Here is a 20,057-nt window from a genome sequence, read left to right as displayed (position 1 = left end):
GGTCGGTGGGGGATATGGCGAAGCCCGCCCCCGTTGACCAGAGCGCTGCGCGCGCCTTAATCGAGCCCGCTCACGAGGGGTCAGATCGCTTGCAGGACAGCGCCGCCATCCTGTCGGACATGAACGACCGCGCCCGCGAGGTCTTCCGGCGCGTGGTCGAGGGCTATCTCGACACGGGCGATCCCGTGGGGAGCCGGACGCTGACGCGGTCGATGACCGTCTCGGCGGCGACCATCCGCAACGTGATGAGCGACCTCGAGCATCTCGGCCTGATCGAGAGCCCGCACGTCTCGGCCGGGCGGGTGCCGACGGAGACGGGCCTGCGGATGTTCGTGGACGGGCTTCTGGAGGTGAAGGCCCTGGGCGAGGAGGAGCGCGGGCTGATCGACGGCGCGCGCGGCGAGGACGGCGACGTCGCGGGGCTGATGGGCCGCGTCTCGGAGGCCCTCTCCGGGGCGACGCGGGGCGCGTCCCTCGTGCTGGCGCCGAAGGTCGAGGCCCCGATCAAGCACATCGAGTTCGTCTCGCTCGCCCCGGACCGGGCGCTGGTGGTCCTGGTGATGGCGGACGGGCGGGTCGAGAACCGCGTCTTCGTGCCGCCGGCGGGCGTCACCCCTTCGGCGCTGCGCGAGGGGGCGAACTTTCTCAACGCCTTCGCCGAGGGACGCACCCTGGGCGAGCTGCGCGCCCGCACCGAGCGCGAGGTCGCCGCCCGCCGCCGCGAGATCGACGCGCTGGCCGCGGGCCTCGTCGAGCAGGGGCTCGCGGCGTGGTCGGAGGATGCCGGCGGCGGATCCGACGATTCGGGGCGCCTGATCGTGCGGGGGCGCGCGAACCTCCTCGAGGAGGAGACGGACGACCTGGACCGCATCCGGCGCCTCTTCGACGATCTCGAGCGCAAGGCGGACATCGCGGAGTTCCTCTCGCTCGCCGAAGGGGGCGAGGGGGTGCGCATCTTCATCGGCTCGGAGAACAGGCTTTTCTCGCTTTCGGGTTCCTCTCTCGTCGTCTCTCCATATATGGACGCCGACCGGAACATCGTCGGGGCGGTGGGCGTGATCGGCCCCACCCGGCTGAACTACGGGCGCATCGTGCCCATCGTGGATTACACCGCCCGGCTGGTCGGCGAGGTCGTCGCCGCAGGCGGGCGAAAGGAGTGAAGCGCATGGCGGAAGCCAAACCCACGCTGCCGGAAGGCGATCCCACCGAGAAGCCCGAGGTCGGCCTGGAGGCCGCGAACGGCCCGGCGCCGGACGAAGGGCAGTCCCTGGAGGCGCGGCTGGCCGCCGCGGAGGCCGAGGCGGACGAGATGCGCGATCGCTGGATGCGCGCGCTGGCCGACGCCGAGAACGTCCGCAAGCGCGCCGACCAGGACCGCCGCAACGCCGAGGCCTATGGCGGCACGCGGATCGCGCGCGACCTGCTGCCGGTGTTCGACAACCTCCGCCGGGCCCTCGACGCGGTCCCGGAGGACGAGCGCGAGGCGAAGGGCGGCCTCGTCGAGGGGGTCGATCTGACCCTGCGCGAGCTGACCCAGGTGATGACGAAGAACGGCATCGAGGCCATCGTCCCCGAGATCGGCGAGAAGTTCGACCCGCAGATCCACGAGGCGATGTTCGAGGCCCCCGTGCCCGGCACCCGGAAGGGCGACATCCTGGAGGTGATGGCCACGGGCTTCACCCTGAACGGGCGCCTGCTGCGGCCCGCGCAGGTCGGCGTCTCGAGCATGGTGGCCGCCTGACGCGAGGGCAGGTTTGATTTTCGGGCCCTTCCCCCGCCTTCTGGCCCGGGGGAGGGCCTTTTCGCATGTGGAGATGGATCGGACGGGGGGCGCTGGCCCTCGTGGTGGTGCTGCTGGCGGCCGGCATCTGGCAGCGCGAGCGGATCGGACGGCTCCACGCGGTGCTGACCCTCTTCGACGAGGAACGGATCGACGCGAACTTCCGCGACATGCGGGGCGCGTTCGAGACCGTGCCAGTCGACGGGGGCGAGGCGTCCGAACTGCCCCGGGGCGAGCCCGTCGCGCTGCCCCCCGGCGTCGCCGAATGGGCCGAGGCGCGGCACGTCGCGGCCCTGCTGGCCGTGTCGGGGGGCGAGCTGGTCCTCGAGGAGTACTATCGAGGCGCCGACGCGGAGGATCTGTTCGTCTCGTGGTCGATGGCCAAGTCGGTCCTGTCGACGCTGGTCGGCGTGCTGATCGAGGAGGGGGCGATCCCTTCGGTGGACGTTGCCGTCACGGACTACGCCCCCGAGCTGGCGGGCGGGGCCTATGACGGCGCGCGCCTGCGGGACGTGCTGCTCATGTCCTCGGGCGTGGTGTTCGACGAGGACTACCTCGACTTCCGCAGCGACATAAACCGGATGGGCCGGGTGCTGGGCCTGGGCGGCTCGATGGACCGGTTCGCGGCCGGCCTGTCGGAGCGGGACGCCCCGCCGGGGACGCGCTGGCGCTACGTCTCGATCGACACGCACGTGATCGGCATGGTCGCGCGCGGGGCGACGGGGCGTCCGGTCGCGGACCTGGTGGGCGAGAAGGTGTTCGCCCCCATCGGGCTGGAGGCGGATCCCTACTACGTCGCGGATGGCCACGGGGTCGCCTTCGTGCTGGGCGGGCTGAACCTGAGGGCGCGGGACTACGCGCGCTTCGGGGCGATGGTCGCGGCGGGCGGCGCGTGGAACGGGCGGCGGGTCGTGCCCGCCGCCTGGATCGAGGAGGCGACCGCGCCCCTGGTCCCGGCCGCGGACGGCTGGGGCTACGGCTATCAGTGGTGGGTGCCGCCCGGCGCGCGCGAGGGCGAGGTGATCGCGCGCGGCGTCTACGGGCAGACCATGCTGATCGACCGGGCGCGGGACGTGGTGGTGCTGGCCCTCGCGGCCGACCGGGGGTTCCGCGAGGAGGGCGTCTGGGACGACAACCTCGCCGCGCTGCGCGCCCTCGCGGACGCGGCGGCGCGATAACCGCCTGCGGGCGGTTGAAAGCCGGCCCCCGGTGCCACAATGTCCCCCGGCATCGCATGAAGGGATCGTGGGGCGTTGGCAGGGGCGCAGGGACGGAACGGCATCGTGGCCGGTTGGCTGCCGGTCGCGATCGCGGCGGCGCTCTTCGCGTTCTTCGTGTCCCTCGCGCCCGAGGTCGCGGCGGGGCGGGCGCCGGCCGTCTCGTGGGACTGGCTGCCGAGCCTCGGGATCGCGTTCGGGTTCCGGGTCGACGGCCTCGCGCTGACCTTCGCGCTGCTGATCTCGGGGATCGGCGCGCTCGTGCTGCTGTATTCCAACGCCTACCTCGCGGGGCACCCGCAATACGCGCGCTTCGCCCTCTTCCTGACCTCGTTCATGCTGGCGATGCTGGGGCTGGTGCTGGCGGCGGACCTGATCGCGCTCTTCGTGTTCTGGGAGCTGACGACGATCACCTCCTACCTCCTGATCGGCTTCATCCACGAGGACCCGAAGTCGCGCCGCAACGCCCTGCAGGCGCTGTTCGTCACCGGGGGCGGGGCGCTGGCGATGCTGGCGGGGTTCATCCTGATCGGGATGGCCGCCGGCACGTTCGACATCGCGGCGATCAACGCCGCGGGGCTGCAGGCGCATCCCTGGTACGGCGCGATCCTGGTCCTGATGCTGATCGGCGCGTTCACCAAGTCGGCGCAGGTGCCGCTGCACTTCTGGCTGCCGAACGCGATGGCCGCGCCCACGCCCGTCTCGGCCTTCCTTCATTCGGCGACGATGGTGAAGGGCGGGGTCTACCTTCTGGCGCGGCTGCATCCGTCGCTGTCGGGGACGGAGGCCTGGCTGTGGTCGCTGACCCTCTTCGGGGGCGCGACGGCGGTCTTCGCCTCGCTGCAGGCGATGCGGCAGACGGACCTGAAGCAGGCGCTAGCTTACACGACGCTGATGGCGCTGGGCACGCTGGTGCTTCTCCTGGGGCAGAGCACGGGATACGCGCTGACCGCATTCGCCGCGTTCCTCGTGGTCCATTCGCTCTACAAGGCGGCGCTGTTCCTGGTCGTGGGCTGCGTCGACCACGAGACGGGCACGCGCCAGGTGGGCGTCCTGGGGGGCCTGCTGCGACCAATGCCGGCAACGGCCCTGGCGGCGGCGCTGGCCGCGCTGTCGATGGCGGGCATCCCGCCCCTCCTGGGGTTCATCGCCAAGGAGATCGCCTATGCCTCCGCCGCGCAGTCCTTCGCGCCGCTGCTGGTCGCGGCCACGCTTCTGGCGGCCAACGTCCTGATGGTGGCGGTGGCTGGGGTCGTGGCGATCGGGCCGTTCTGGCAGCGCGCGCGCGGACCCTTGCCCAAGGCGCCGCACGAGGCGCCCTGGGCCATGCTGGCCGGGCCGCTGCTGCTGGCGGCGCTCGGGCTGGGCCTCGGCCTCCTTCCGGGGCCGGTGCAGACCTACCTCGTCGATCCCGTCGTCCTGGGCGCGCTGGGGCCGGGGGCCGTGCCGGCGGAGCTGAAGCTCTGGGCGGGGGTGAACCTCGCGCTGGTGCTCTCGGGGGTGACGCTGGCGCTGGGCATAGCGGTCTGGCTGGCGCGGGGCGCCGCGCGGCGGGCGCTGGAGCGGGCGCTGGGCGCCCTGCCCTCGCTCGACGCCGGGTGGGACGGGTTCATGGACGGGCTGAAGGCCTTCGCCGTCTGGCAGACGCGGATCATCCAGGGCGGGCGGCTGCGGGTCTACATGGCGACGATGTTCGTCGTCGTGGCCGCGGCCGTGGGCGGCAGCATGCTGCTGCGCGGTGCGCTTCCCGCGTGGCCGGACCTCTCGGACGTGACGCCCCAGAACGTCGTCCTCCTGGGGTTGATCGGGGCGGGCTCGGTCCTGGCGGCGTTCACGGGAAGCCGCATCCTCGCCATGGCGGCGCTGGGGGTGACGGGGATCGGGGTCGCGATGACCTTCATCGTCTTCTCGGCGCCGGATGTGGCGATCACCCAGCTTCTCGTCGAGACGCTGATCGTCGTGCTCGTGGCGGTGGCCCTGCTGCGTCTGCCGCAGCTCGATCCGACCGGCAGGCCGAGCTTCCGGCCCTGGGACGCGGCCCTGGCGGCGGCGGTGGGGATCGGCACGACGCTCGTGCTGCTGGCGGTGCTGCAGCAGCCCCTAGACCTCTCCCTGACCGCGTTCTTCGAGGCGGCCTCCTACCCCGAGGCGTTCGGACGCAACATCGTCAACGTGATCCTCGTGGACTTCCGCGCGCTCGACACGTTCGGCGAGATCGCGGTGGTGGTGATCGCCGCGCTGTCGTCCTACGCGCTCCTCCGGACGACGGCGCCCGTCTGGGGGCGCGGGCCGGGAGGGACGCGCCGGTGAGGTCGATCATCCTGCGGACGGGCGCGCGCTACATCTGCGCGCTGATGCTGGTGTTCAGCGTCTACATGCTGCTGCGCGGCCACAACGAGCCGGGGGGCGGCTTCATCGGCGGGCTGATCGGCGGGACGGCCTTCGCCCTCTACGCGATCGGCTGCTCGGTCGCGGAGGCGCGGCGGGCCCTGCGCGTGCTGCCGCAGAACGTCGCCGTGGCGGGCCTGGGGATCGCGCTCCTCGCGGGGCTGATGGCGGGCCTGGACGGCGACGCCTTCTTCGAGGGGCAGTGGCTCTTCCTCGGGGGCGAGGTGCCTGGGACCTACTCGAAGGGGGCGCTGCCCCTCTCCTCCGTGCTGGTGTTCGACATCGGGGTCTATCTCGTCGTCTTCGGCTCCGTCGCCACGCTGGTCTTCGCCATGGAGGAGGAGATCTGACATGGAGGAGCTGACGGCCGTGCTGATCGGCCTGCTCACCGCCTGCGCGGTCTACCTGATGCTGGCGCGGAACGTCTTGCGCTTCATCTTCGGGCTGGTCCTGATCTCGAACGCGGCGAACCTCGTGATCTTCCTCGGGGGACGGCTGACGGCCGGCGCGCCCCCCCTGATCGAGAGCGGGCAGACCGCCCCGCCGCCCGGGGTGGCGAACGCCCTGCCGCAGGCGCTGGTGCTGACGGCGATCGTGATCGGCTTCGGCCTCTTCGCCTTCGCGCTGATCCTGATGTTCCGGGCGCACGCGACGCTCGGCACGCTCGACTCGGAGGAGATGCGCCTCGCCGAGCCGCGCCCGGACCTGCGCGCGGTGGACGAGGCCGACGCCATGCCCGCGGACGCCGAGGACCCGATGCCCGCCACGGACGAGGCCGCGACGGACGAAGCCTCGGGGGCGGCGCGATGAGCTGGCTGCTGGCGGCGCCGCTGATCGCGCCCTTCCTGACCGCGGTGGCCGCGTTCCTGCTGCGGTTCACGCCCCTGGGGCACTGGGTCAGCGTGGGCGGGATGGCGCTGCAGCTCGTCGCGGCGGGGGCGCTGATGGCCGTGGTGCTGGACCAGGGCGTGGTCGCGGCGCAGATGGGCGGCTGGCCCGCGCCCTTCGGGATCACGCTGGTGGCCGACCGCCTGTCCGCGGTGATGGTGGTCATCACCGCGATCACCGGCCTAGCGGTCGCGGTCTACGCCCTGGGCGACGTGACCCGCCGGATGGAGGAGCTGGGCTACCACGCCCTCTTCAACATCCTGATCGGCGGGGTGACGGGGGCCTTCCTGACCGGGGACCTCTTCAACCTCTACGTCTGGTTCGAGGTGATGCTGATCTCGAGCTTCGGCCTCCTCATCCTCGGCGGACGGCCCGAGCAGATCGACGGCGCGATCAAGTACGTCACGCTGAACCTCGTCTCGACCATCCTGTTCCTCTCGGGGATCGGCCTCCTCTACGGGATGACCGGCACGCTCAACATGGCGGACCTCGCGGTGAGGGTGCCCGAGGTGGCGGACCAGCCGCTCGTCACCGTGGTGGCGATGCTGTTCATGGTGGCGTTCGGGGTGAAGGCGGCGGTCTTCCCGCTCTTCTTCTGGCTTCCGGCGTCCTACCACACGCCGGCCTTCGCGGTCTCGGCGGTGTTCGCGGGCCTCCTGACCAAGGTGGGGGTCTACGCGCTGATCCGCATGTTCACCCTCGTCTTCACGGGGGACGTGGCTTTCACGCACACGGTCCTGCTGTGGGTGGCGGGACTGACCATGGTGACGGGGGTCCTGGGGGCCGCGGCGCAGATGGAGGTGCGGCGCATCCTGTCGTTCCACATCGTCAGCCAGATCGGGTACATGATCCTGGGGCTGGCGCTGATGACGCCGCTGGCTATCGCAGGGGCGGTGTTCTACCTCGTCCACCACATCATCGTGAAGGCGAACCTCTTCCTGATCGCGGGCGTGATCGACCAGGCTGCCGGATCGAACGAGCTGAAGCGGATCGGGGGGCTCTACAAGGCGGCGCCGCTGCTGGGGCTGCTGTTCCTGATCCCCGCCTTCTCCCTCGCGGGGTTCCCGCCGCTCTCGGGGTTCTGGGCCAAGTACGTGCTGATCGCCGCCGCGCTGGAGGTCGAGGCGTGGGTCATCGCCGGGATCGCGCTGGTGACGGGCCTTCTGACGATCTACTCGATGACCAAGATCTGGGGCGAGGCGTTCTGGCCCGCCCACCCCGCCGGGATCGAGCCGTCGCTCTCCGCGATCCCGCGGGCGCGGCGCCTCTCGCTGATGCTGCCCATCGCGGCGCTGGCCGGGCTGACCCTGCTGATCGGCTTCCTGCCCGGGCCCTTCGTCGCCTTCGCCGAGGCCTCGGCGGCGGAGCTGCTCGATCCGTCGGGCTACGTCGCCGCCGTCCTGGGGCGCGCGCCGTGAGAACGCTCGTCGCGAACATCATGCTGACTGTCGTCTGGGTCGCCTTCCTCGGCGCGTTCACGCCGCTGACGGTGATCTCGGGCTTCCTACTGGGGACGGTGGTCCTCTATCTGCTGCAGCCCTTGATGGGCGCGCCGACCAGCTACTTCCGGCGGGCCTTCTACTGGGCCAAGCTGGTCGCCGCCTTCCTCTACGAGCTCGTCGTCTCCTCCGTGGGGGTGCTGTGGGACATCGTGACGCCCCGCCACCGCGCGGTGCCGGCCTTCGTGGACGTGCCGCTCGACGTGAAGTCCGATACCGGGATACTGCTGGTGACGAACCTGATCTCGCTGACGCCGGGCACGCTCAGCCTCGACGTCTCGCCGGACCGCTCGACCTTGCGGGTCCACGCCATGTTCGCCGAGGATCCCGAGGAGGTCGTGCGCATGATCAAGCAGGGCATGGAGAAGTGGGTGATCGACGCCGTGGAGGAGAGGCCGTGACCGGGGCCGAGTTCCTCGAGCTGAGCGTCGGCGCCGGCTTCGCGATGGTGTTCGGCGCCGTCCTGATGGCGGTGGTGCGGCTGGCCCGCGGGCCCAGCCTGCCCGACCGGGTGGTCGCCCTCGACCTGATGACGGTGGCCATCGTCGCGTTCTGCGGGCTGATGGCGATCGCGGTGCGCGACACCGCCTTCCTCGACGTGGCGCTGGTGCTGGCGCTGGTCGGGTTCCTCGCGACGGTGGCGCTCTCGCGCTTCGCGGAGCGGGCGCGCCTGCGCCGCGAGAGGGACGAGAAGGGCGAGGAGGGCGAGGCCCGTGACTGAGGCCGTCGCAGGGGTGCTGATCTGGATCGCGGGGCTCTTCGCCCTGGCCGCCGCGCTGGGCATCCTGCGCCTGCCGGACGTCTACATCCGCATGCACGCGGCGACGAAGGTGGGCACGCTCTCCTCGGGTCTCGTGATGGCGGCCGTCGCGCTCGCGCTGCCCGAGCCGGGGGTCCTGTTGCGGTGCTTTCTGATCGTCCTGTTCCTTCTGGTGACGGCGCCGGTGGGCGCGCACATGATCGGGCGCGCCGCGCTGACCATCGGGGTGCGCCCCTGGGGCATCGACGAGAAGGACGTCCCCTCCACCTGGCGCCCCGACCCGGGCGGCGGCGGCGGCGACTGAACCGCCCCCCGGGGCCCGCCCCCCCCCCGATAAATGCGATCCCGCTTTACGATCGGCAGCCCGCGCGCGCGCCATGGCCGGCCCGCCCCGGCGACATAGGTTCCCTCTCCAGAACAGGGAGAGAACCGCATGCGCCGACCCATCCTCGCCGCCCTCCTCGCCACGGCGCCCGCAGGCGCGTTCGCGCAAGGCGGCCCGCTGACGCTCGCGATGCACTACAACCAGGAGCAGGCCGCGCCGCTGCTCGCGTGCCTCGATATCTACGAGGACGAGACCGGGCAGGCGGCGGAGTACCGGCAGATCTCATACGGGGACTATCTCCAGACGGTGCTGACCGGCCGGATCGGGGGCACGCAGCCCGACATCTATCACCTCTACTCGATCTGGGGGGCGCAGATGGCCGAGAACGGCGTTCTGGCCGAGCCGCCCGAGGAGGTCGCCGACTTCGTGCGCGAGACCTACGGCGAGACGGCCGAGGCCGCCACGATCGACGGCACGCTCTACGGGGTGCCGACGGAGGTGTCGGTCTACATGCTGGTGTCGAACATGGCGCTGCTGCGCGAGGCCGGGTACGACAGCCCCCCCGCCACCTGGGAGGAGCTGCGCGAGGTCGCGGACGCGATCACCACGCGCAACGACCAGGGCCGGATCGAGACGGCGGGCTTCGCCTTCGCGGACTCGGCCGCGGGCTCGGTCCATCCGTTCTACGCCCTCCTCGCCTCGCGCGGGGGGGAGGTCTATTCGGACGGCTTCTCGGAGGCGAACCTCGACAGCCCTGAGGCGGCTGCGGCCGTCCGGGACATGGCCGGGCTGGTCGAGGACGGGATCACCGACAAGTCCGTCGACGGGTTCGACTTCCCCGCGGGCGGGATCGGCATGATCGTCATGGCCAACTGGATGAAGTCCTCGATCCAAGAGGGGCTGGGGTCGCTGGACGACGTGGCCGTCACCCCCATCCCGGCGGGCGAGGGCTGGCGCACCCTGTCCTACGCGTTCTTTATGGGCGTCGATTCCCAGAGCGAGCGCCAGGACGACGCCTGGGCCTTGGTGCGGTGGCTGAACTCGGACGCCTCGGCCGACGAGAGCGGTGTCTCGTGCATGGGCCGGGTGCTGTCGGGGATCGGCGCGCTGACGGCGAACGCGTCGGACAACGCGGCGATGGGCGAGGCGGACGCCTTCACCCAGCCCTTCCTCGACGCGCTCGCCGAGGGGCGGGCGACGGGCCAGCCCAACGTGATGCAGGCGGCCGAGATCGAGGGCATGATGGCCGAGGCCATCGACACGGTCCTCGCCGGGGACGCTGAGGCCGAGGCGGCGCTGGAGGACCTCGACGGGCGGGTCGAGGACATCCTCTTCGAGTTCTACTGAGCGTGGGGGCCCGGCCCGCAGGCACGCGCGGCCGGCCGCCGCCCCGCCGCCGCCGCGCCGGAGCCCCGGGCTGATGCGGCGGCGCGGCGCGCCGGCGCGGCCGGGGGGCAGCGCGCCCTACTGGTTCCTGGCGCCCGTGTTCCTCTTCACGGGGGCGTTCCTCGTCCTGCCGCTGGGGTTCAGCGTCTGGCTCGCGTTCACGCGCTGGAACCCTCTGTCCGAGCCGCGCTGGGTCGGCACCCGCCAGTTCGAGTTCCTCCTGACCCGCGACGACGCGTTCTGGGGCACGCTTGGGAACACGTTCGTCTTCGCGGGCGCGCTGGTGGTGATTGGCGTGCCGCTGGCGCTGGGGCTGGCCTTCGTCTTCTCGCGCGCGCGGGGCAAGGCGGCGTGGCGGGCGATCTACTACCTGCCGCAGATCACGAGCTTCGTCGCCATCGCCTATATCTGGCAGTTCGTCCTCGACGACCGCTACGGCCTCGCCAACCGGCTGCTGGGCCTGGCGGGCCTTCGCGGATTCGACTGGCTGTCCGACCCGACCATGGCGATGGTGTCGATCGTCCTCGTGATGGTCTGGTACGACGTCGGCCGGAACATGGTCGTCTTCTCCGCCGCGATCGAGGGGGTGCCGAAGGACCTCTACGAGGCGGCGGAGCTGGACGGGGCGGGGGCCTGGCTGCAGTTCTCGCGCATCACCGTGCCGATCATCCGGCCTGCGGTGGTGTTCGTGACCGTCACCTCCTTCATCGGGGGCATGGGGTTCTTCGCGCTGATCCTGGCCATGACGAAGGGCGGGCCGAGGGGGGCGACGGAGGTCACCGCACTCTATCTCTACGAGATGGCGTTCCAGGATCTGCGGATGGGCCGGGCGAGCGCGGGGGCGTTGATCCTCTTCGCCATCATCGCGGTGCTGACGGTGCTGCAGTTCCGCCTTCTGCGGGAGCGGAGGGGATGACCGTCGCGGACGAGTTCGCGCTGGAGGCCGACGCGGACGTGCGCGCCGCCACCGGCGCGCCCGCGCCGCGGCCCGGACGGCGGAGGCGGCAGGCGATGGGGGCATTGAAATACGTCCTGCTGACCTTTGGCGCGCTTCTGATGGTGCTGCCCTTCGCGGACACGTTCATCGGCGCCCTGCGAAGTCCGGCCGACGTCTTCGCGAACCCGCCCCGCTACTTCCCGTCCGATCCGCAATGGGGCGTCTACGGCCGGGTCTTCGCCGAGCTGCCCATGGGGCGGTGGATCTTCAACAGCGTGGTCGTGACGGTGACGATCACGGTCGTGCAGGTCGCGACATCGGCCATGGCGGGCTGGGCACTGGCCCGCTACGAGTTTCCCGGGCGGGCGAACGCGTTCCGCCTCGTGGTCGGGGCACAGATGTTCCCCTTCTTCCTCTTCGTCATCCCGATCTTCTTCCTTCTGCGCTTCGCGCCGCTCGCGGGGGGGAACGACATCCTCGGGCAGGGGGGGTCGGGCCTTCTGGGCACCTATGCCGCACTCGTCCTGCCCTTCGCCGTCACTTGGTACGGCGTCTTCCTGATGCGGCAGTTCTTCACCACGATCCCCGAGGAGCTGATCGAGGCCGCGCGCCTCGACGGGGCGTCCGAATGGCTGATCTTCCGGCGCATCGCGCTGCCCCTGGTGCGGCCCGCGCTGGCCACGCTGGCGGTCTTCGCCTTCGTCTACCACTGGAACGAGTTCATCTGGACGATGACCATCACCCGCACCGCGCCCGAGCTGCAGACCCTGCCCGTGGGCATCTTCCTTCTGGAGAACCAGTTCCAGGACCTCGACCAGAAGGCCCTGCAGCAGGCCGCGCTGGCCGTCAGCGTCCTGCCGGTCCTCGTCCTCTTCGCGCTGGCGCAGCGGTTCTTCGTCTCCGCCTCGATGGAATCGGCGGTGAAGTAGTCAGACGAGGAGGTCCGCGAGGACCGGGTTCGGGAAGCGCCGGCGCATGGTGACGGCGACGAAGGCCTCCGTGATGCCGTCCAGCCGGTCGGCCTCGACGAGGGCGCCGGAGGCCAGCTCGTCGCGCACGACGATGGGCGGGACCACGGCGAGGGCGACCCCCTCGCGTGCCAGGAGGCGGATCATGGCCATGTCGTCGACCTCGGCCGCGATCTGCGGGCGCGCGCCCAGCCGCTCGGCGAGCGCGTCGAACCCCGCCCGCATCCCCGTGCCCAGGCTGGGCAGGATCACCGGCTGCCCCTCCAGCCGGGCGCGGAGGCCTTGCGCCGGGTCCACGCGCCCCGGCACCCCGACGAGGCTGACGGGCTGCTCGGTCAGGGGGTGGGCGGCGAAGGGGGTGGCGGCGTCGGCCTCGGGCGCGCGGTTGGTCAGCACCACGTCGAGCGCAAGGGATTCGAGCGCAGCCATCAGGTCCGCCTGCCCGCCCGAGCGCAGGACCACCTCGACGTCCGCGCGGCCCAGCACGGGGCGGAGGAAGCCGATCAGGAAGTTGCGCGACAGGGTGGCGAGCGCGCCGACCCGCACCGCCCGGCGGGCGCGGCCTCGCTCGCGCAGGGTGCCGACCAATTCCTCGCCGGCGGCGAAGATGGCGTCGGCGTGGTCGAGCGCGATGCGCCCCGCCTCCGTCAGGTGGAGCGCGCGGCCGCGCCGCTCGAAGAGGGGGTGGCCGAGCCGCTCCTCCAGCTTGCGAATCTGCACGGAGACGGCGGACTGCGAGAGGTTCAACCGCTCGGCCGCGCGGGTCAGGTTCCCCTCGTGCGCCACGGCCCGGAAATAGCGCAGGTGATGGTAGTTCAGATCGGCCATCCATTTACCGTATCGAACGGTTGGGCGCAGACAATGTATTTTCCTGCGGGCGCGTGCGCCTCTAGGTGGCTGCGGACCGCAATTGCCGCCGGAGCCCGGGATGCTCGCACTTCTCCTCTACCTCGCGCCCCTGGCGCTGATCGCCGCCGCGCTCCTCGCCCGGCGGACCCCCGGCGCGCGTCCGGCGGAGGCGCTGCGCGTCGCCGAATGGGCCGCGCTGGGCGCCCTCGGGGTCGCGGCGGCGGGGGGGGGCGCGCTCGTCCTCGCGGGGCCCGAGGGCGGGCCGACGCTGGGGGCGGGGGGGATCGGCCTCTCCACGCGGCTCGACGTGGTGTCGGCAGTGATGCTGCTTCTCGTCGCCTTCGTGGGATGGGTCGTGCTGCGCTACGCGGCGACCTATCTCGACGGCGATCCGCGGCAGGGCGCGTTCACCGGCTGGCTCTGCGCGACGCTGGCCTCGGTGATGCTCCTGGTGACGGCCGGCAACGTCCTGCAGCTCGTGCTGGCCTGGATCGCGACGAGCGTGTTCCTCCACCGGCTGCTGCTGCACTATCCGGGGCGGACCCCCGCCCGGCGGGCGGCGCGCAAGAAGTTCGTGACTGCGCGGATCGGCGACGCGGCGGTGATCGCGGCGGCGGCGCTGATCTGGGCGACCTACGGCACCGGCGACATCGGCGCGGTCCTCCTCGCCGCGCGGGCGGGCCTCGGCTGGGAGGCGGCGCCGTGGATCGCCGGCCTCCTGGCCCTGGCGGCGGTGCTGAAGTCGGCGCAGTTCCCCCTGCACGGCTGGCTGACCGAGGTGATGGAGACGCCGACCCCCGTCTCGGCCACGCTCCATGCGGGGGTCGTCAACGCGGGCGGGTTCCTCCTGATCCGGTTCGCGGACGTGATGCTGCTGTCGCCGGGGGTCCTTGCGGTGCTCGTGATGGTGGGCGGGTTCACGGCCCTCTTCGGCGGGCTCGCGATGCTGACGCAGCCGGCGGTGAAGACCTCGCTGGCCTGGTCCACCGTCGGGCAGATGGGGTTCATGATATTCCAGTGCGGGCTGGCCCTCTTCCCCTTGGCGCTGCTGCACATCGTGGCGCACTCGCTCTACAAGGCGCATGCCTTCCTCGCCTCGGGGACGGCCGTGGACGTGGTCGCGGCCATCCGGCGGCCCGGCCCCGTGGCGGTGCCGGGGCCCGGCGCGGTCGCGCTGGCCTTCGCGGTGGCGCTGGCGATCTACGCGGCCATCGCGCTGCTCTTCGGGCTGGAGGGCAAGTCGCCGCAGGCCGTCGCGCTGGGCGCGATCCTGATCTTCGGGATCGCCTATCTCCTGGCGCAGGGCCTGGCCGACGCCGCGCCGGCGGCGCTGACCCGGCGCACGGCGCTCTACTCCGTGGCGGCTGCGGTGGGCTACTTCGCCCTGCAGACCGGGGCGGAGTGGCTGACGGCCGGCACCCTGCCGCCGACGCCCCCGCCCGGCCCGCTGGAATGGGCGCTGATCGTCCTGGCCGTGCTGTCCTTCGGCCTCGTGGCGGTGGCGCAGGCGATGTTCCCGCTCTGGGCGCATCACCCGGCGGCGGCGGGGCTGCGGGTGCATCTGTCGAACGGGCTCTACGCGAACGCGGTCTTCGACCGGATGCTCGGCGGGTGGCGCCGGAAGGGAGAGGTAGGATGACCGACGTGATGCAGATCGCCGAGCGGACCGCGCGGGCGGTGCCGCCCGTCTGGCCGCTGGCCTCCTCCGTGGCGGTGAACCCGTTCCTCGACCAGGCGGGGATGACCCTGGCCGAGACGGGCGCGCTTCTGGGCCGGGTGGCCGGCGCGCCGGTGACGATGCCGCGCGAATGGTACGCGGCGCGGATCGTGGACGGGCGGATCGCGGACGAGGACCTCCTCGCCGCGGGGGCGGGCGACCTCGACGCCGTGAAGGCCGCCGCAAGGCAGGCGCGGCCCCTACCCGAGGCGCTGCCGACGGTCGCCCTCCTCGCCGCGGAGGCATCGGGCACGGACTGGCCGGGCCTGGTCGCGGAGCGGATCGGGGCCTGGGCGGCGGGCTGGTTCGACGAGGGCCAAGCCCTCTGGGCCGCGCCGAAGGGCCGGGGCGCCTGGGATTCCTGGCGCGAGGGGGCGACGCGCGACCTGACGCCGGAGATCGCCGGCCTGCGCGGCTTCGCCCGCTTCGCCGTGGACGCGCACCGCAACCCGCGGAAGGCGGTCGCGCGGGCGGTCCGTACGCTGAACCTCCCCGAGGAAGCCCTGGAGACCTACTTCCACCAGCTCCTCCTCGACATGGGGGGGTGGTCGCAATACGCGCGCTACCGCCTCTGGCAGGCCGAGCTGGCGGGCGGGGAGGACGCGACGCTTACCGACCTTCTCGCGATCCGCCTCCTCTGGGAGGAGGCGCTGTTCCTGCAGCACCGGGGCGCGATCGACGCGCGCTGGGCGGAGGTGCGGCGGGCCCACGCCGCGCCGCCCGAGCCGGGCGAGGCGATGCGGACCGACGCCGTCCTGCAGGAGGCCGCCGAGCGGGCCGCGCAGCGCGCCCTCGCCGCGACGCTGGCCATGCCCGCCCCGGAGAGGCCGGAGGGGCGGCCCGCGCTGCAGGCGGCGTTCTGCATCGACGTCCGGTCGGAGGTGTTCCGCCGGGCCCTCGAAGGGGTGGACCCGGGCATCCGCACCAAGGGCTTCGCGGGGTTCTTCGGCCTCGCCACCGCCCACAGGGGCTTCGCCTCGGACGTCGAGGAGCGGCGGCTTCCGGTCCTTCTGAACCCGGGCCTGCATTCGGCCGCGGGCGGCGCGGACGCCGATGACCGGGCCGCGCGCTTCCGGGCGCGGGCGGGCCGGGCCTGGGAGCGGTTCAAGCTGGCGGCCGTCTCCTCCTTCGCCTTCGTGGAGGCGATGGGCCCGGTCTATGCGGGCAAGCTGCTGCGCGACGCGCTGGGGATCGGGCACGGGAACGCCGCGCCGGAGCCGATGCCCCATCTCGACCCCGTGCCCGACCCGAAGGCGCGCGTGGACGCCGCCGAGACGGTGCTGCGGGCCATGTCGATGACCGAAGGCTTCGCCCCCCTCGTGCTGATCGCGGGCCACGGGGCGAACGTGGTGAACAACCCCCATGCGTCGGGGCTGCACTGCGGCGCCTGCGGCGGCTACTCGGGCGAGGTGAACGCGCGCCTCCTGGCCGGGCTGCTGAACGATCCCGCCGTGCGCGAGGGCGTCGCGGCGCGGGGCATCGCGATACCGGAGGACACGCTCTTCCTCGCCGCGCTGCACGACACGACGACGGACGCGGTCACGCTCTACGAGGGGGACGTGCCGGCCCCTTCCCACGCGGGCGCCATCCGGCAGGCGGAGGCGTGGCTGGCGCGCGCAGGGGCCGTCGCGCGGGCCGAGCGGGCGCTGCGCCTGCCGCGTGCGGCGGACGGGGACGACGTGCCCGCCCGGGCGCGCGACTGGGCCGAGACGCGGCCCGAATGGGCCCTGGCGGGCTGCAAGGCCTTCATCGCTGCGCCGCGCGGCCGCACCACAGGCCGCAGCCTGGAGGGGCGGGCCTTCCTTCACGACTACGAATGGCGGCGCGACGAGGGCTTCGGTGTGCTCGAGCTGATCATGACCGCGCCGGTGGTCGTCGCCTCGTGGATCAGCCTCCAGTACTACGGCTCGACCGTGGCGCCGGGGCTGTGGGGGTCGGGCGACAAGCTGCTGCACAACGTCGTGGGCGGGATCGGCGTGCTGGAGGGGAACGGCGGGCGCCTGCGCGCAGGGCTGCCCTGGCAATCGGTCCATGACGGCACGGACTACGTCCACGAGCCCCTGCGCCTTTCCGTGTGCATCGAGGCCCCGCGCGAGGCGATGGCCGACGTGCTGCGGCGCCACGAAGGGGTCCGCGCCCTCTTCGACAACGGCTGGCTGCACCTCTTCGCGCTGGACGACAGGGGGCGCATGGCCTGGCGCTACGCGGGCGGGCTGGAGTGGACGCCCGTCGCGGAGGCCGTGGAGGAGCCCATCGCCCTTTCCGCCTAGGGGACGGGGCCGTCTGGGGGAGGGAGACGTTAGCTGCGGTGACGTGCTAGCGCGCGGGCGAGGCCGGTCGCGGCGTCCGTCTCGGGCGCCGCCGCGACCGGCACGCCGAGGACGCGGGCGCGGATCGCCGTCCACCCCGGGTTCGCCGCGCCCCCGCCCGCCGTCAGGACGTGGCGCAGGGCCGGCGCGCCGAGGGCCGCGAGGGCGGCGTAGCCCCGCGCCTCGATCCGGGCGACCGACTCGAGCAGGCCGTGCAGGAAGAGGGCGTCGTCCGCGGGGCGGGGGGCCGTCCGCGGGGGAAGGTCCGGGTCGGGTTCGGGGAAGCGCTCGCCCGGGCGGGGGAGGGGGTGGTAGTCGAGCGGGGAGGGCACGTCCGGCGCGATCTTCGCGGAAAGGGCCGCCAGGTCGGCGCCCGGCAAGGCTGCGGCGATCCCCGCGCCGCCGGCGTTCGACGCGCCCCCCGCGAGCCAGAGGTCGCCGAGAGGATGCGAGTACGCGCCCCGTGCGGGGTCGTCGACGCGGACCGGGCTGACGAGCTTCAGCACGGTCGTCGAGCCGAGCGAGGTCACCGCCTCGCCGGGCGCGCGCGGCCCGGCGGCGAGGAAGGCCGCGACGGAGTCGGTCGTGCCGGCGTGGATCGTGGCGGAGGCGGGGACGCCCAGGGCGCGGGCCGCCGGGGACGCGGTCCCGATGGGCGCGTGGAGCGGGCGCACCCGTGGCAGGAGGGGGCCGAGCGGCCCCTCGCGCAGCGCGTCCGGCCAGCCCGCCACCGGGTCGTGGCCGGTCTTGAGGGCGTTGTTCGGATCGGTCGTGCCGGGCCGCGCCCCGAGAAGGGTCAGCACGAAGTCCGTCTGGTGCGCCACGTGCGCGGCGGGTCCCCGCGCGAGGGGAAGCAGCGCCCCGGCCCGGTCGGCGGCGGTCCCGTGGGCGCTGTCGTACATCAGCCCCGGCGAGACGGCGTTCCCCACGGCGTCGACCAGCACCACCGTCCCGGAGGTGCCGTCGGCGGTGATCGCGCCGATCTCCTCCGCCCAGCGCCCCCTTTCGCGAAGGGCGGCGATCAGGGCGGCGAGGGCGCCCTCGGCGCGGGCTCGCCAGGGGCGGGGATCCACGGTGCCGTCCGCGCGGCGCCGGTCCGTCCCGATGACGCGGGCGCGCGCGACGAGGGCGCCGTCCTCGTCCACCGCCGCAGCGCGGGTGCCCGAGGTGCCGACATCGAAGGCGACCGTGAGGCTCATGCCCCGCCGGCCCCTCCGTCCGATGTCCGGGCCGCTCCCATGTCCGCGCCTGGGTCCGTCCCGTCCCGCTTGCGGCGGAAGGCCTCGGCTTCCCAGTCTCGGAGGCGGGCGACCTTCGCCTCGGGAAGAGGCGCGGGCGTCCAGCCCTCCGGCACGCGGGCGAGGACGGCGCCGAGGCAGTCCAGCATCTCCCCGGCAGCCTGTGGGGCGCCCGCTTCGATCAGCCCGCCGCCCGCATCGACGCGGGCGGGGCGGCTGGTCGCGTCGACGCGGGGACCGAGGAAGACGGCCGCGTCGGGCCAGTAGGCCCCGGCGGCGGCCCGCGCGCGGGCGAGGGGCGCGGCCAGGGCGGACGCGCGGCGGCGCCAGCCCGCGGCGCAGGCCGGCGACGGGTCGTCGTCCGGGTCGATGGTCGCCGCGGGGGCCGGGGCGATCCGAAGGGCCCGCTCCACCGCCGCGAGGAGGCGGGCGGCACCGGCGACCGTGTCCGCGCCGACGACGAGCCCGTGGTTCGACAGAAGGTGGACCGAGGCGCCCGCGCCCGCCGCCTCGATGGCGGCCGTCAGCGGAAGGCCGGGCATCGCGTAGGGGACGAGCGCCGCGCCGAGATGGGCGGTCTTCTGCAGCGCCTTCGCGCGGCCCTCCGAGCAGATCAGGTGCGCGAGGGCGTTCACCGAATGGGTGTGGATCACGACCTGGTGCGGGATCAGGGCGTGGAAGCTCGTCTCGATGCTGGGGCGGGGGCCGTCCGAGACGATGTCGGCGCCGGCGCGATAGGCGTCGAGGACGGCCTTGCGATCGAGTTCGGCGAAGACGTCGCGGCCGAGCGCGTCGGCGAGGCGGGTCCCGCTCGCCTTCACGATCAGCCGCCCGCCTTCCTTCAGCGACACGTTCCCCCCGGGCCCCTGGATCTGCAGCGGGTCCGCCCCGATCCGGGCGGCGAGGCGGCGGAGCGCGTCCCTCTCGCTCACGCCAGCGCCTCGAGGAGGTAATCGGGCTCGGGCGCGCCCTCCTCGGCGCAGAGCGTGCGGGCCGCGCGAACCCCCCGCCCCGAGAGCCGCGCGGCGTGGAGGCCCCCGGCGATCAGGGCGGCGTCCCAGCCCGCCCCCTTGGCCCCCGCGACGTCATGGGCAGGGCTGTCGCCGACCATCAGGAGGCGCGCGCCCGAGGGAAGGTCGAGCGCGCGGCGCGTGGCCTCGAAGACCGGGCGGTAGGGCTTGCCGTACCAGGTGACGGCCGCGCCCGCCGCCTCGGCCTCGGCCGCGAGCGTGCCGGGGGCGAGGGCGGTCCGCCCCCCCGTGCGCGGGCTGCCCCGGTCCGGGTTCGAGCAGAGGATCGGCAGGCCGCGCCGGACCCCTTCGGCGATCGCCGCGCGGGCCTCGTCCACGCGGGCCTCGTCGAGGCCCATGACGAGGATCGCGTCGGCTTCCCCGGGGGCGTGGGCCAGCACCAGATCCAGCCCCTTGGCCCATATGTCCGCGTTCTCGCGCCGGTCGGCGACGGGGTAGGGTCGGCGCGCGGGGATCCGGCCCTCGGCCAAGTCGCGCCAGAGCGCCTCGCCCGAGGTCATCACGACCTCGGCGAGGTCTGGCAGGCCGAGGTCGCGGATGCGCGCGCGGTTCACCGCCGCCCGCTTGCCGGAGTTGGAGAGGACCGCGAGGCGGGTCGGCCCGGCCAACGCCCTCATCGCCCATGGTGCGGAAGGGTAGGGGGCGGCGCCGTCGTGCAGGACGCCCCATTGGTCGAGGACCACCGCGTCGTATCGCGCCGCCACCTCGGCGAGCGAGGCGATCAGGCGCATGGCGCGGCCCCGCGGGCGCGGCCGGAAGGCGCCG

19 protein-coding genes are annotated in these 20,057 nt (G+C 73.2%); 15 read left to right on the top strand and 4 right to left on the bottom strand.

Annotated elements, in window-relative coordinates:
* Nucleotides 1-89: 89 nt before the first annotated feature.
* The 13 genes from hrcA (at nt 90) to BCF33_RS09665 (ending at nt 12,109) form a co-directional block, all read left to right on the top strand.
* A complete protein-coding gene (gene hrcA, locus BCF33_RS09725) occupies nt 90-1,160 on the top strand; it encodes a heat-inducible transcriptional repressor HrcA (RefSeq protein WP_106160741.1) in 1,071 nt (356 codons plus the stop codon).
* A 5-nt stretch (nt 1,161-1,165) separates the two neighbouring features.
* Nucleotides 1,166-1,741: a nucleotide exchange factor GrpE gene (locus tag BCF33_RS09720; RefSeq protein ID WP_106160740.1), complete on the top strand. Its 576-nt coding sequence runs from the start codon at nt 1,166-1,168 to the stop codon at nt 1,739-1,741.
* 65 nt (nt 1,742-1,806) lie between these two features.
* A complete protein-coding gene (locus tag BCF33_RS09715) occupies nt 1,807-2,958 on the top strand; it encodes a serine hydrolase domain-containing protein (RefSeq protein ID WP_106160739.1) in 1,152 nt (383 codons plus the stop codon).
* Nucleotides 2,959-3,033: 75 nt separating this feature from the next.
* Entirely contained in the window at nt 3,034-5,307 is a 2,274-nt protein-coding gene (mbhE, locus tag BCF33_RS09710; protein WP_245883803.1) for a hydrogen gas-evolving membrane-bound hydrogenase subunit E, read from the top strand.
* Complete coding sequence (locus BCF33_RS09705; RefSeq protein ID WP_106160738.1) at nt 5,304-5,735, top strand: Na+/H+ antiporter subunit B; 432 nt, start codon at nt 5,304-5,306, stop codon at nt 5,733-5,735. The genes mbhE and BCF33_RS09705 overlap by 4 nt, the downstream gene beginning before the upstream one ends.
* A 1-nt stretch (nt 5,736) precedes the next feature.
* Nucleotides 5,737-6,195, top strand: coding sequence for a Na+/H+ antiporter subunit C (locus tag BCF33_RS09700; RefSeq protein ID WP_106160737.1), 459 nt, complete (start codon nt 5,737-5,739; stop codon nt 6,193-6,195).
* The gene (locus tag BCF33_RS09695; RefSeq protein WP_106160736.1) at nt 6,192-7,691 is read left to right on the top strand and encodes a Na+/H+ antiporter subunit D; all 1,500 of its coding nucleotides are present in this window, start codon (nt 6,192-6,194) and stop codon (nt 7,689-7,691) included. The genes BCF33_RS09700 and BCF33_RS09695 overlap by 4 nt, the downstream gene beginning before the upstream one ends.
* Nucleotides 7,688-8,173, top strand: a complete 486-nt coding sequence (locus BCF33_RS09690) for a Na+/H+ antiporter subunit E (RefSeq protein ID WP_211292375.1) — start codon at nt 7,688-7,690, stop codon at nt 8,171-8,173. Before BCF33_RS09695 ends, BCF33_RS09690 begins: the two co-directional genes overlap by 4 nt.
* The gene (locus BCF33_RS09685) at nt 8,170-8,493 is read left to right on the top strand and encodes an MrpF/PhaF family protein (protein ID WP_245883802.1); all 324 of its coding nucleotides are present in this window, start codon (nt 8,170-8,172) and stop codon (nt 8,491-8,493) included. Before BCF33_RS09690 ends, BCF33_RS09685 begins: the two co-directional genes overlap by 4 nt.
* On the top strand, nt 8,486-8,836 hold the full coding sequence (gene mnhG, locus BCF33_RS09680; RefSeq protein WP_106160735.1) for a monovalent cation/H(+) antiporter subunit G: 351 nt from the start codon (nt 8,486-8,488) through the stop codon (nt 8,834-8,836). Before BCF33_RS09685 ends, mnhG begins: the two co-directional genes overlap by 8 nt.
* Before the next feature lie 129 nt (nt 8,837-8,965).
* A complete protein-coding gene (locus BCF33_RS09675) occupies nt 8,966-10,204 on the top strand; it encodes an extracellular solute-binding protein (protein ID WP_106160734.1) in 1,239 nt (412 codons plus the stop codon).
* A gap of 73 nt (nt 10,205-10,277) precedes the next feature.
* Nucleotides 10,278-11,159, top strand: a complete 882-nt coding sequence (locus tag BCF33_RS09670) for a carbohydrate ABC transporter permease (protein ID WP_106160733.1) — start codon at nt 10,278-10,280, stop codon at nt 11,157-11,159.
* Nucleotides 11,156-12,109: a carbohydrate ABC transporter permease gene (locus BCF33_RS09665; RefSeq protein ID WP_106160732.1), complete on the top strand. Its 954-nt coding sequence runs from the start codon at nt 11,156-11,158 to the stop codon at nt 12,107-12,109. The genes BCF33_RS09670 and BCF33_RS09665 overlap by 4 nt, the downstream gene beginning before the upstream one ends.
* Here the strand turns inward: BCF33_RS09665 and BCF33_RS09660 are convergent, their stop codons facing one another.
* Entirely contained in the window at nt 12,110-12,976 is an 867-nt protein-coding gene (locus tag BCF33_RS09660) for a LysR family transcriptional regulator (RefSeq protein ID WP_106160731.1), read from the bottom strand.
* Nucleotides 12,977-13,076: 100 nt separating this feature from the next.
* Between BCF33_RS09660 and BCF33_RS09655 the strand changes: the two genes are divergently transcribed.
* Nucleotides 13,077-14,636 (top strand): proton-conducting transporter transmembrane domain-containing protein, encoded by a 1,560-nt coding sequence (locus tag BCF33_RS09655; protein WP_106160730.1) that lies wholly within the window; start codon nt 13,077-13,079, stop codon nt 14,634-14,636.
* Nucleotides 14,633-16,984 (top strand): YbcC family protein, encoded by a 2,352-nt coding sequence (locus tag BCF33_RS09650; RefSeq protein WP_106160729.1) that lies wholly within the window; start codon nt 14,633-14,635, stop codon nt 16,982-16,984. The genes BCF33_RS09655 and BCF33_RS09650 overlap by 4 nt, the downstream gene beginning before the upstream one ends.
* Before the next feature lie 29 nt (nt 16,985-17,013).
* Here the strand turns inward: BCF33_RS09650 and BCF33_RS09645 are convergent, their stop codons facing one another.
* The 3 genes from BCF33_RS09645 to BCF33_RS09635 are packed head-to-tail and all read right to left on the bottom strand — an operon-like array spanning nt 17,014 to nt 20,023.
* Nucleotides 17,014-18,222 (bottom strand): FGGY-family carbohydrate kinase, encoded by a 1,209-nt coding sequence (locus tag BCF33_RS09645; protein ID WP_106160728.1) that lies wholly within the window; start codon nt 18,220-18,222, stop codon nt 17,014-17,016.
* Nucleotides 18,219-19,193, bottom strand: a complete 975-nt coding sequence (locus tag BCF33_RS09640) for a class II aldolase/adducin family protein (protein WP_158259401.1) — start codon at nt 19,191-19,193, stop codon at nt 18,219-18,221. The genes BCF33_RS09645 and BCF33_RS09640 overlap by 4 nt, the downstream gene beginning before the upstream one ends.
* Entirely contained in the window at nt 19,190-20,023 is an 834-nt protein-coding gene (locus BCF33_RS09635; protein ID WP_106161543.1) for a TIGR01459 family HAD-type hydrolase, read from the bottom strand. The genes BCF33_RS09640 and BCF33_RS09635 overlap by 4 nt, the downstream gene beginning before the upstream one ends.
* Nucleotides 20,024-20,057: the final 34 nt, after the last annotated feature.

It is taken from the genome of Hasllibacter halocynthiae, from assembly GCF_003003095.1.
Taxonomy (GTDB): Bacteria; Pseudomonadota; Alphaproteobacteria; order Rhodobacterales; family Rhodobacteraceae; genus Hasllibacter; species Hasllibacter halocynthiae.
Note: the sequence above shows the minus strand (reverse complement) of the source record. Positions and strands in the feature narration are given on the sequence as shown.